The following is a 12430-nucleotide window of genomic DNA, read 5'->3' as shown; positions in this document are numbered from 1 at the left end:
GCAAGTTTGGAGATTAGAGATGGCAAGTCTTTCACAGGCTGTCGGTTCGCTCTTCCTGAAGGAATTTGTTGCGGCGTTCTTCTTGTCGATGCGCTATTTCTTTAAGCCAAAGGCGACGTTGAACTATCCGTTTGAAAAGGGCCCGGTCTCTCCGCGTTTCCGTGGAGAACATGCTCTGCGTCGCTATCCCAATGGCGAAGAGCGCTGCATCGCCTGCAAACTGTGCGAAGCGATCTGTCCCGCCCAGGCCATCACGATTGAGGCCGGTCCACGGCGCAACGACGGTACGCGCCGCACGGTACGGTACGATATCGATATGGTGAAGTGCATCTATTGCGGCTTCTGTCAGGAAGCTTGCCCGGTTGATGCAATTGTCGAGGGACCGAACTTCGAGTTTGCGACCGAGACCCGCGAAGAACTGTATTATGACAAGGCGCGCTTGTTGGAAAACGGCGACCGCTGGGAGCGCGAAATTGCCCGTAACATTGCGGTTGATTCACCCTACCGCTGATCTGCAATGGACGGGCTGACTTCAGTCCGGCCTTAGGAACGGGCAGCAGCCTTTCCTTTACGAAGACGAAAAAGGCACCACTCATGGGTCTGCAGGCTCTTTTTTTCTATATGTTCGCTTTCGTCGCTGTGGCGTCTGCTTTCATGGTTATCTCATCGCGCAATCCGGTTTATTCGGTTCTGTTCCTGATCCTCACCTTTGTGAATGCAGCGGGACTGTTTTTGCTGACGGGCGCTGAGTTTCTGGCCATGATCCTGCTGGTCGTCTATGTGGGCGCGGTGGCGGTGTTGTTCCTCTTCGTCGTCATGATGCTGGACATTGATTTTTCAGAGCTGCGTTCGGGTGCCGTTCGGTATGCGCCGATGGGCGCGCTGATCGGTTTGATTCTGGCTGCCGAACTGATCATCGTTCTCGGCGGTAGCGTCTTTGCGCCGGAGCTGGCTGCAACAGCAGCCATGCCTATTCCTCCGCTGACCGAGCGCACGAATACAGCTGCCTTGGGAGATGTGCTCTATACCCATTACGTCTTCTACTTTCAGGTTGCCGGACTGGTTCTGCTGGTGGCGATGATGGGCGCAATCGTGCTGACCCTGCGTCACCGCACGAACGTCAAGCGCCAGAATATTTCACAACAGGTTGCCCGCACTCCCGCCACTGCCGTTGATGTGGTCAAGGTGAAGCCGGGGCAGGGCATTTGATCGCGCCGCGCGGGTAAGGACAGCACTATGGAAATCGGAATTTCTCATTACCTCACCGTGAGCGCCATTCTGTTTACGCTCGGTATCTTCGGCATCTTCCTGAACCGGAAAAACGTCATTGTCATCCTGATGTCCGTTGAGTTGATCCTGCTGGCGGTCAACATCAACATGGTGGCTTTCTCCTCGTTCCTGAATGACCTGACAGGTCAGGTTTTTGCATTGTTCATTCTGACCGTCGCAGCTGCCGAAGCAGCGATTGGTCTTGCAATTCTCGTCGTCTTCTATCGTAACCGCGGTTCCATCGCCGTGGAAGACGTCAACATGATGAAGGGCTGATCGGGCTATGGATAGTTTAATCAAGGCAATTGTCTTCCTGCCTCTGATCGGCTTTTTAACCGCAGGGCTTTTTGGCCGTTCCATCGGCGCAAAAGCGTCCGAATATGTCACCACCGGCTTGATGATCATCGTGGCTGTGTTGTCATGGATCGTGTTTTTCAACGTGGCGCTTGGCCATGAGGAATTGCTCCGTATCCACGTTCTGCGTTGGATTCAGTCGGGTAATGTCGATGTGGCCTGGGCTTTCCGGGTGGATACGCTGACATCGGTCATGTTCGTGGTGGTCAATACGGTATCGTGCCTCGTGCATCTGTATTCCATTGGCTACATGCATCACGATCCGCATCGCCCCCGTTTCTTCGCGTATCTTTCCCTGTTCACGTTCGCCATGTTGATGCTGGTGACGTCCGATAACCTGCTGCAGATGTTCTTTGGCTGGGAAGGTGTTGGTCTGGCATCCTATCTGCTCATCGGCTTCTGGTTCAAAAAGCCGTCCGCCAGCGCTGCGGCAATGAAGGCCTTCATCGTCAACCGTGTTGGTGACTTCGGGTTTGCGCTCGGTATCTTCGGCGTCTTCGTTGTATTCGGCTCGATCAATTTCGACACAATTTTTACTGCGGCAGCGACCTATCTGTCCGGTGATCAGGCTCTGAATGCCGAGCCTGTGATCCGCTTCCTTGGCATGGAACTTGGCCGCGCGGATGCGATGACAGCGATCTGCCTGCTGCTGTTCATGGGTGCTATGGGTAAGTCAGCGCAGTTTCTGCTGCACACATGGCTGCCCGATGCCATGGAAGGCCCGACACCGGTGTCGGCGCTGATCCATGCGGCAACCATGGTAACGGCGGGTGTCTTTCTGGTCGCTCGCATGTCACCGCTGTTTGAACTGTCACAGACGGCTCTAACGGTGGTTATTCTGATCGGTTCGATCACGGCCTTCTTCGCCGCAACGGTCGGTCTGGTGCAGAACGATATCAAGCGCGTTATTGCGTATTCGACCTGCTCGCAGCTCGGCTACATGTTCGTTGCCCTGGGTGTCGGCGCTTACGGTGCTGCCGTGTTCCACCTCTTCACGCACGCCTTCTTTAAAGCGCTGCTGTTCCTGGGTGCGGGGTCGGTTATCCACGCGGTTGATGGTGAGCAGGATATGCGGCACATGGGAGGATTGCGCAAGCACATCCCGATCACCTACTGGACCATGTTCATTGGCACGATTGCACTGACCGGCGTCGGCATTCCCGGCACAATGATCGGAACCGCTGGCTTTTTCTCCAAGGACGTGATCATCGAGTCCGCTTATGCGTCGCACAACGTTCTGTCCGGTTTCGCGTTCACGCTGCTGGTGGTCGCGGCCTGCTTTACGAGTTTCTATTCGTGGCGTCTGGCGTTCCTGACCTTCCACGGCAAGCCGCGTGCGTCTTCGGATGTGATGCATCATGTGCATGAGTCGCCACCGGTGATGACTGTTCCGCTGTTCATCCTTGCCGCTGGTGCTCTGCTGGCCGGTGTTCTGTTCGAAGGTTACTTCTACGGGCACGAATATCTGGAGTTCTGGAAGGGTGCGCTTTACACACTGCCTGAAAACCAGATGCTGGAAGAGTTCCACCATGTTCCGCTGCTGGTAAAGTGGAGCCCCTTCATCGCAATGCTGCTGGGACTGGTGACGGCTTGGTACATGTACATCCGTTCGCCGGAAACGCCGAAGCGGCTTGCCGCCCAGCACCGTGGTCTCTACCAGTTCCTGCTGAACAAATGGTACTTTGACGAACTCTACGATTTCCTTTTCGTCCGCCCGGCCAAGTGGCTCGGCACCTTCCTCTGGAAGGAGGGTGACGGGCGCGTCATCGACGGCCTCGGACCGAATGGCGTTGCAGCCCGCGTTATGGATGTGACGGGCCGGGTGGTTCGTTGGCAGACCGGTTACCTCTACCATTACGCTTTCGCGATGCTTCTGGGCATCGCCGCATTGATTACCTGGATGATGCTCGGGAGTTCCATCTGATGACCGATTGGCCTATTTTATCAGCGGTCACCTTTCTTCCGCTTATCGGGGTAGCACTTCTGCTGCTGACACGAGAGGATGGCGTGTTTGGTCGGCGCAACATTCTGAATGTTGCGCTGGTTACGACTGTCTTCAACTTTCTGCTGTCGCTGTTCGTCTGGATTGGTTTCGACAATGCCAATCCGGGCTTTCAGATGGTTGAAAAACATGATTGGCTTGGCAGCCTCATGTCTTATCATCTGGGTGTCGACGGTATTTCGATGCTGTTCGTCGTCCTGTCAACGTTCCTTATGCCCTTCTGCGTGCTGGCTAGCTGGTATGCGGTCGAGAAGCGCTTGAAGCAGTACATGATTGCGTTTCTGCTGTTGGAAACGTTGATGATCGGCGTGTTCGTATCGCTCGATATCGTGTTGTTCTACGTGTTCTTTGAGGCCGGTCTTATCCCGATGTTTATCATCATCGGCGTGTGGGGCGGTAAAGATCGCGTTTATGCAAGCTACAAGTTCTTCCTCTACACACTGCTTGGCTCTGTGTTGATGATGCTTGCTATCATGGCCATGTACTGGGAAGCCGGTACGACCGACATTCCGACACTGCTGACGCACAACTTCCCGGCACAGATGCAGACTTGGCTCTGGCTTGCCTTCTTCGCATCCTTCGCGGTGAAAATGCCGATGTGGCCTGTTCATACCTGGTTGCCGGACGCTCACGTGCAGGCTCCAACGGCAGGTTCGGTCATTCTGGCTGGCATTCTGTTGAAGCTGGGTGGCTATGGCATGCTTCGGTTTTCGCTGCCTATGTTCCCGTTGGCATCGGATTACTTCGCACCACTCGTCTTTGTTATGTCCGTGGTTGCCATTATCTACACCTCGTTGGTCGCGATGATGCAGCAGGATATCAAAAAGCTGATTGCGTACTCGTCCGTGGCCCATATGGGTTATGTGACCATGGGCATTTTTGCGGGTAATGTTCAGGGTATCCAGGGCTCGCTCTACCAGATGCTGTCCCACGGCATTGTTGCCAGCGCGTTGTTTCTCTGCGTCGGCGTTGTCTATGACCGGCTGCATACGCGTGAAATTTCTGCCTATGGCGGCCTCGTCAACAATATGCCGAAATATGCAGTCGCCTTCCTGATTTTTACCATGGCCAATGTCGGTCTGCCTGGCACCTCTGGCTTTATCGGTGAATTCATGACGCTGATGGGCGCCTTCCGCGCCAACACATGGGTGGCATTCTTCGCGTGCTTCGGCTTGATCCTATCGGCGTGCTATGCGCTCTGGCTGTATCGTCGCGTGATCTTCGGGGCGCTGGAGAAAGAAAGCCTGAAATCACTTCTGGATCTGACCGCCCGCGAAAAGCTTATTCTGTATCCCATGATTGTGCTGACTATCTTCTTCGGCGTGTACCCGGCTCCGGTCTTCGATGCCACAGCCGCCTCCGTTGATCTGCTGGTCAACAACTACTCCGCAGCCTTGCAGGCGGCGCAAGATGTTGCGCTTTCGGTGAAATGACGACAGGACCATTTGGACATGACCGCTGAAACCCTCCTTGCAAGCCTGCATCTATCAACGCCGGAACTGATCCTCGCGGTCGGCGCGCTCGTCCTGTTGATGATCGGCGTTTTCTCCGCCAGAAATTCGGCCTCGACCGTTACCGGTCTGGCCGTTGCGCTGATGATCATCGCCGGTATCTGGCTTGTGCTGTTTACCGATTTCGGTTCGGCCTACAACGGCGCGTTCGTGTCCGATGCGTTCGCCAAGTTCATGAAGGTCCTCGTGCTGGTGGGTTCCATCGGCGCGATGATCATGACAGTCGGTCATGCGCGGTCTGAGCAGATCGATCAGTTCGAATTCCCCGTTCTCGTCATCCTCGCCACGCTTGGCATGATGCTGATGGTATCGGCCAATAACCTGATGTCACTGTATCTCGCGCTGGAGCTTCAGTCGCTTGCACTCTACGTCGTCGCGGCATTCAACCGCGATAGCCTTCGCTCAACGGAAGCGGGATTGAAGTACTTCGTCCTTGGGGCACTGTCGTCCGGCATGTTGCTCTACGGCATGTCGCTGGTTTACGGGTTCACCGGCCATACAGGCTATCAGGAAATTGCTGCCGCGTTGACGGCGGAAGGCCGTTCGCTCGGTTTGGTCTTCGGTCTGGTATTCGTCCTTGCGGGGCTGGCTTTCAAGATTTCCGCCGTGCCATTTCACATGTGGACACCCGATGTGTACGAGGGTGCACCAACGCCTGTGACGGCCTTTCTTGCAGCGGCACCTAAAATTGCTGCGATGGCAATGGTGGTGCGTATCGTAATGTCGGCATTCGAACCCGTTGCAGCCGACTGGCGGCAGGTCGTGGTGTTCATCTCGATTGCGTCCATGGTGCTGGGTTCGTTTGCAGCGATTGGTCAGCGCAACATCAAGCGCCTCATGGCCTACTCGTCCATCGGGCACATGGGTTATGCGCTGGTCGGTCTTGCAGCCGGTTCGGTTGAGGGTGTTCGGGGCGTTGGCATTTACATGCTGATCTATCTGATCATGACGCTCGGCACGTTTGCTTGCATTCTCGCCATGCGGCGCAAGGAAGGCGGCAATGCTGAGAATGTCGATGATCTGGCCGGTCTTTCTCAGACCAACCCTTTGATGGCGACTGTTCTGACCATTCTGATGTTCTCGCTCGCTGGTATCCCGCCGCTGGCCGGGTTCTTTGGGAAGTATTACGTCTTCGTTGCTGCCATCAAGGCAGGCCTCGTCTGGCTTTCCATCATCGGCGTCGTAGCATCGGTGGTCGGTGCGTATTATTATCTGCGCGTTATCAAGGTCATGTGGTTTGACGAACCTAAGGGTGAATTTGCCCGCACACCGGTTGAACTGAAACTCGTCTTTGGTCTGTCCGGTTTGTTTCTTTTGGTCTATATGGGCGTCATGGGTCCGTTGAGCAGCGCGGCGGAAGTCGCTGCGCGGACGTTCTTTTGACGGATCATGCACGCCAAGGACTGATGGTACTGGACGATTACAGGCATATAGCGCTGGTTGAAGCACCGTCGACGAATACGGAGTGCTTCAACCTTGCGCGTCAAGGTGACCCCGGCCGGGTCTGGGTCACCGCACAGGAACAGACAAGCGGGCGCGGTCGTCGCGGGCGCGCCTGGACGTCGGAACCCGGCAATCTCTATGCTTCATTGCTGCTGATCAACCCCGCGCCGGCAGATGCGATGGCGTCTTTGCCTCTCGCGGTTGCGGTTGCCGTGCAGAGAGCCATCAGTGCGGTGCTACCGCCCGGCAGTTCGCCTGCCAAGATCAAATGGCCCAACGATATTCTCATCAACAGGCAAAAGGTTTGCGGGATCCTCATCGAGGGTGAACGGATCGCCGAGAGACATGCGATTGTGATTGGATGCGGTATCAACGTTGTCCACGCGCCAGAACACGGCCTCTATCCCGTCACGAGTTTGCGCGATCATGGATCGACCGTATTCGCAGACCAACTTTTCCCCCATCTGTTTAAAGAAACAGCCGATGTGCTTGCGATCTGGGATCAGGGCCGCGGTCTGTCTCGCATCATTGAAATGTGGACAGCGTCGGCCGGTGGAATTGGCGAGAAAATCACAGTGAATTTGCCACGGCAATCGATTTCCGGGCATTTTCGTGGAATTGATGATAATGGTCACCTTATATTAGATACGGGGCTCGGCCAAACACAACTGATCGCCGCTGGCGATGTATTCTTCGGATGAAACGGATTTTAAAGTGACGACGAATCAACAAGACGAACTGGTTTTCTTGCCGCTTGGCGGCGTGGGGGAGATCGGCATGAATCTCGGCCTCTACGGCTATGGTTCCCCGGCAAACCGCCAGTGGATCATGGTTGACTGCGGCGTAACCTTTCCCGGTCCTGATCTGCCAGGTGTTGATCTGATCCTGCCGGATATCCAGTTTCTGGCAGACCAGCGTAAAAACCTCAAAGCCGTGATCATTACCCACGCGCATGAGGATCACTACGGTGCGCTGGCCAGCCTGTGGCCGGGTCTGAACGTGCCGGTTTACGCATCGCCATTTACCGCCGGGATGCTGGAAGCAAAGCGCGCTTATGAGCGCAGCCGCGCAGAGGTGCCAATTTCCATTTTCAAGGAAGGCGACACGATCAATGTCGGCCCGTTCTCGATTGAAGCCGTTGGAGTTAATCACTCCATCCCGGAGCCGATGTCGCTGGTCATTCGCACCCCGCTCGGCAATATCATTCATACGGGCGACTGGAAGATCGATCTCAATCCCTCGCTTGGACCGCTGACGGACGAGGCGCGTTTTCGTGCGTTGGGAGATGAGGGCGTGTTGGCGCTGTTGTGCGACAGCACCAATTCGCTGCGCGACGGCGTTTCGCCGTCCGAGCATGAGGTGTCCGCCAGTCTGACGGAAATCATCAAAAACGCGGAGGGCCGCGTTGCGATTACCACATTCTCCTCCAATGTCGGGCGTATCCGCTCTATAGCGCAGGCCGCTGACGCTGCTGGCCGTGAAGTTCTGCTGCTTGGCAGTTCGATGAAGCGGGTTGTTCAGGTGGCCCGCGACGTGGGTCTGATGGAAGGCATCAAACCGTTTATTGCCGAAGATGAGTTCGGCTTTATTCCGCGCGACCAGGTGGTCGTCATCCTAACGGGCAGCCAGGGCGAACCGCGGGCAGCGCTGGCCAAAATTGCCCGGGATGAAATGCGCAATGTTGCATTCTCATCCGGCGATACGGTCGTCTTTTCATCCCGCACAATTCCCGGCAACGAGCGCGCTATCGTCGATATCAAGAACGGCTTGATTGAGCAGGGCATTCATATCGTTACCGATAGCGAAGCACTTGTCCACGTCTCCGGGCATCCACGGCGCACCGAACTCCAGCAGATGTATGCGTGGACCCGCCCGCAAATGGTGGTGCCTGTGCATGGCGAGGCGGCGCATCTGGTCGGCCAAACAGAGCTTGCCCTACAGTCGGGCGTTCCGCTTGTTCCACGCGTTCGCAACGGTGATATTCTTCGGCTCGCGCCCGGCACACCGGAGGTTATCGGCACCGCACCGCACGGACGCATCTTCAAAGATGGCAGCCTGATGGGCGACTTTGAGGAGATGGGTATCGGTGATCGCCGTAAGCTGTCCTTTGCGGGTCATGTGTCCGTCAACGTCGTGCTTAATGGCAAGTTTGATTTCGCCGCTGATCCCATCGTCGTTCCCATAGGTCTTCCCCAGTTCGATGATGAGGGTGAGGATATGAACGACACGCTGTATGACGCGGTACTGGGTGCCGTGGAAAGCATTCCACGCGCGCGCCGTAGAGATCTTGCTGTGATTCAGGAATCGGTGCGACGGGCCGTGCGGTCCATGGCCAGTGAGGTCTGGGGCAAAAAGCCCGTTGTGACGGTGTTCATCAACAAGATATCCTGACACTAGCGCAGGATACGAGATGGTCCCATTCGTAATGGGGCGATGCTCAGCAAACCGGGAGAATCAGTCCGATGCCTTATTTTTCCGGTTTCGCGATCTACTTCATATTCTGGTGGATCACCCTGTTTGCGGTTCTGCCATTTGGCTTGAGCACGCAGGCCGAAGAGCGCTCAGTCGTGCCCGGAACGGTACAAAGCGCGCCAGCGCAGTTTCGTGCAATGCGCGTGTTTTTGACGACGACGCTGGTTTCAGGTGGGCTGTTTGCGATCTGGTTGATCGTGTCAAACTGGTTTGGTCTCGATGTCAACAAACTCATGGAGTTGATGCCGAGCTATCAACCATCATAGGTGATCAGATCGTCATCGCAGGCCAAAAAAAAACAAGGCCAGAGGCCTTGTTTTTCAGTTTCGCGTGATCTGTTCCGTTTCCGGCGGCAGCGGAGAAGCGCGCCTAAGATCGTATCCTCCCAAGACATAGTCCGCGAAATCGGCAAGAATTTAATCTTCATGCCTCTTTTGTAACCGGAAGCTAGCCCAATCCTTGGGCGATGTCACCAAATATTTTCATGAAACCTTCACATTTTCGCCCATTTTTACCGCGCTTAACGTTGAAAAGGCGTCGATCAGGTCTTGCAAATGGAATAACCCACATCTTTTGACGGGGTAAGGGAGCGGGTTTCTTTTCATCGGCGAAGCAGTTAGAACGCTCAGACTTTCAACGTCTTTCCGCCTGATTCCACTTATATGTGAATCCTGTTTAATTCTGGACCCAGCCTCATGCGCCTTTCACGCTTTTTTATGCCCATTCTCAAGGAAAACCCAAAGGAAGCCGAGATCGTATCGCATCGTTTGATGCTGCGGTCAGGCATGGTGCGGCAGCAATCGGCTGGCATTTATACGTGGCTGCCACTGGGCAAGCGCGTGTTGGACAAGGTCAATGCGATCATTCGCGAAGAGCAGAACCGGTCGGGCGCAGTCGAACTGTTGATGCCGACGCTACAGTCTGCAGAGTTGTGGCAGGAAAGCGGGCGTTATGATGCCTATGGCAAGGAAATGCTGCGCATCAAGGATCGGCAGGATCGTCCGATGCTGTACGGGCCAACGAATGAGGAGATGATCACGGATGTGTTCCGTTCCTTTATCAAATCCTACCGGAACCTGCCGCTGAACCTCTATCACATCCAGCTCAAGTTTCGTGACGAGATCCGGCCCCGTTTTGGGACCATGCGGTCCCGCGAATTTCTGATGAAGGACGCCTATTCGTTCGATCTGGACCGGGAGGGCGCCGTTCACGCCTACAACCGTATGTTTACAGCCTATCTGCGCACCTTTTCGCGCATGGGTCTGCGCGCCATTCCAATGCGTGCTGATACGGGGCCAATCGGTGGCGATCTCAGCCATGAATTCATTATTCTGGCAGATACGGGCGAGTCCGAGGTGTTCTGCCACAAGGATTTCCTCGACTTTCCAATTCCAGCCGAAGACATTGATTTCAACGATGCGGGCGCGCTTCGCGAGGTGTTTGACAAATGGACATCGCGCTACGCGGCAACCTCGGAAATGCATGACGAGTCAGCATTCGAAGCTGTGGCGGATACCGATCGGGTTGCAGCTCGTGGCATCGAAGTGGGTCACATCTTCTATTTCGGCACCAAGTACTCCGAGGCCATGGGCGCGAAGGTGCAGGGGCCGGATGGCAAGGAACATGCGGTGCACATGGGGTCTTACGGGATCGGGCCGACACGTCTTGTTCCGGCAATCATCGAAGCCTCCCACGATGAAAACGGTATCATTTGGCCAGACGCCATCGCGCCATTCGGTGCGGTCATCGTCAATATGAAGTCGGGCGATGCTGCCTGTGATGAGGCGAGCGAAAGCATCTATCGCGCGCTGTCAAAAGCAGATCTCGATCCGTTGTACGACGATACGGACGACCGCGCAGGAACGAAGTTTGCAACGGCCGATCTGATCGGCGTTCCCAAACAGGTTGTCGTTGGTCCCCGGTCTGTCGCCAATGGCGAAGTTGAAATCAAGGATCGCAAAACCGGTGCCCGCGAGACACTGACGATTGAAGCTGCCATCAACAGGCTGACGCAAGCCGGTTGATTCGACCGTGCTTTTCCGGGCTAACTGACAGGGAACAGAATGAGCGTTGAAACGGGTGACACAGTGGACGGAGCAACTGCCCCCGGCAGTCGCCCGTTTTCGGCGTTTGAGCGGATGGTCGCCTGGCGGTATCTGCGCTCGCGGCGCAAGGAAGCCTTCATTTCCGTTATTGCAGGCTTCTCGTTCATTGGCATTATGCTCGGCGTTGCGACGCTGATCATTGTTATGGCTGTGATGAACGGCTTCCGCACGGAACTCATTTCTCGTATTCTCGGCATTAACGGTCATATGATCGTTCAGCCGATTGATACGCCACTGACCAACTATGTGGATTTGGCAACGCGCTTTGCCGCGGTTCCGGGCGTCACACAAGCCATCCCCCTTGTCGAAGGGCAAACGCTCGTCAACGGTGCCAACAATGCGCAGACCGGAGCGCTTGTTCGCGGTATCCGCGCGGAAGACCTCGAACGAATGAAGGCTGTCGCTGGCAACATCCGCTCCGGTGATCTGGCGGCGTTTGCGGCGGGCGAGGGTCTTGCGATTGGTGCCCGCATGGCCGATGCGCTCGGTGTCAGCGTCGGCGGTTCTATCACGCTGGTCTCGCCACAGGGGGATGTGACCCCGCTCGGGGTAAACCCCCGTATCAAAACCTATACCGTATCGGCCATTTTCGAGATCGGCATGTCCGAATACGATTCATCCATCATCTACATGCCGTTGGAGGAAGCACAGCTTTATTTCAACTCCGAAGGTATCGTGCAGTCAATAGAACTGTACGTCAGCGATCCCGATCATGTGGATGATTTGCGACAACCGGTGGAAGCTGCCGCCGAGCGCCAGATTTTCATCACCGATTGGCGGCAAAAGAACCAGACGTTCTTCTCGGCACTGGCGGTGGAACGCAATGTTATGTTCATGATCTTGACGCTGATCGTCCTTGTGGCAGCGCTCAACATCATTTCGGGCCTGATTATGCTTGTCAAAGACAAGGGCAGGGACATTGCGATCCTGCGCACTATGGGTGCATCGTCCGGGTCGATCATGCGGATATTTTTCATGACCGGGGCTGCCATCGGTACGGTCGGCACTTTTGCCGGAGTGCTTCTGGGTGTGATCGTGTGTCTGAATGTGGAATCGATCCGGCAATTTTTCTCGTGGATTTCCGGTACCACTTTGTTCAATCCGGAACTCTACTTCCTGAGCCAGTTGCCCGCTGACATGAACCCTGGTGAAACGTTCTCCGTGATTATCATGGCACTGGCTCTGTCGTTTCTGGCAACCATATTTCCGGCATGGCGAGCCTCCAAGCTCGATCCTGTGCAGGCCTTGCGTTACGAATAGGGATGTTGCTGACG

The 12430-nt window shown here is 55.5% G+C and carries 11 protein-coding genes; all 11 read left to right on the top strand.

The window, feature by feature from the left end:
• Positions 1–19: 19 nt before the first annotated feature.
• Positions 20–511, top strand: a complete 492-nt coding sequence (nuoI, locus tag IFT84_RS00295) for an NADH-quinone oxidoreductase subunit NuoI (protein WP_192116658.1) — start codon at positions 20–22, stop codon at positions 509–511.
• Positions 512–594: 83 nt separating this feature from the next.
• Positions 595–1209, top strand: a complete 615-nt coding sequence (locus IFT84_RS00290) for an NADH-quinone oxidoreductase subunit J (protein WP_192116657.1) — start codon at positions 595–597, stop codon at positions 1207–1209.
• Positions 1210–1236: 27 nt separating this feature from the next.
• Positions 1237–1545, top strand: a complete 309-nt coding sequence (gene nuoK, locus IFT84_RS00285) for an NADH-quinone oxidoreductase subunit NuoK (RefSeq protein ID WP_192116656.1) — start codon at positions 1237–1239, stop codon at positions 1543–1545.
• A gap of 7 nt (positions 1546–1552) precedes the next feature.
• Positions 1553–3547 (top strand): NADH-quinone oxidoreductase subunit L, encoded by a 1995-nt coding sequence (gene nuoL, locus IFT84_RS00280; protein ID WP_192116655.1) that lies wholly within the window; start codon positions 1553–1555, stop codon positions 3545–3547.
• Positions 3547–5058, top strand: a complete 1512-nt coding sequence (locus IFT84_RS00275; RefSeq protein WP_192116654.1) for an NADH-quinone oxidoreductase subunit M — start codon at positions 3547–3549, stop codon at positions 5056–5058. The genes nuoL and IFT84_RS00275 overlap by 1 nt, the downstream gene beginning before the upstream one ends.
• A gap of 18 nt (positions 5059–5076) precedes the next feature.
• Entirely contained in the window at positions 5077–6519 is a 1443-nt protein-coding gene (gene nuoN / locus IFT84_RS00270; RefSeq protein ID WP_192116653.1) for an NADH-quinone oxidoreductase subunit NuoN, read from the top strand.
• 23 nt (positions 6520–6542) lie between these two features.
• Complete coding sequence (locus IFT84_RS00265) at positions 6543–7280, top strand: biotin--[acetyl-CoA-carboxylase] ligase (protein WP_192117533.1); 738 nt, start codon at positions 6543–6545, stop codon at positions 7278–7280.
• Positions 7281–7356: 76 nt separating this feature from the next.
• Positions 7357–8970, top strand: coding sequence for a ribonuclease J (locus tag IFT84_RS00260; protein WP_244651075.1), 1614 nt, complete (start codon positions 7357–7359; stop codon positions 8968–8970).
• Positions 8971–9041: 71 nt separating this feature from the next.
• Positions 9042–9317 carry a DUF1467 family protein gene (locus IFT84_RS00255; RefSeq protein WP_192116651.1) on the top strand — a complete coding sequence of 92 codons (276 nt, stop codon included), beginning with the start codon at positions 9042–9044 and terminating at the stop codon, positions 9315–9317.
• Positions 9318–9746: 429 nt separating this feature from the next.
• Complete coding sequence (gene proS / locus IFT84_RS00250; protein WP_192116650.1) at positions 9747–11075, top strand: proline--tRNA ligase; 1329 nt, start codon at positions 9747–9749, stop codon at positions 11073–11075.
• 39 nt (positions 11076–11114) lie between these two features.
• Positions 11115–12416, top strand: coding sequence for a lipoprotein-releasing ABC transporter permease subunit (locus tag IFT84_RS00245; protein WP_192116649.1), 1302 nt, complete (start codon positions 11115–11117; stop codon positions 12414–12416).
• Positions 12417–12430 lie beyond the last annotated feature (14 nt).

It is taken from the genome of Rhizobium sp. CFBP 8762 (genome assembly GCF_014841565.1).
Lineage (GTDB): Bacteria > Pseudomonadota > Alphaproteobacteria > Rhizobiales > Rhizobiaceae > CFBP-8762.
The sequence above is the reverse complement of the archived record's forward strand: the minus strand, read 5'-3'. Positions and strand labels throughout refer to the sequence as shown.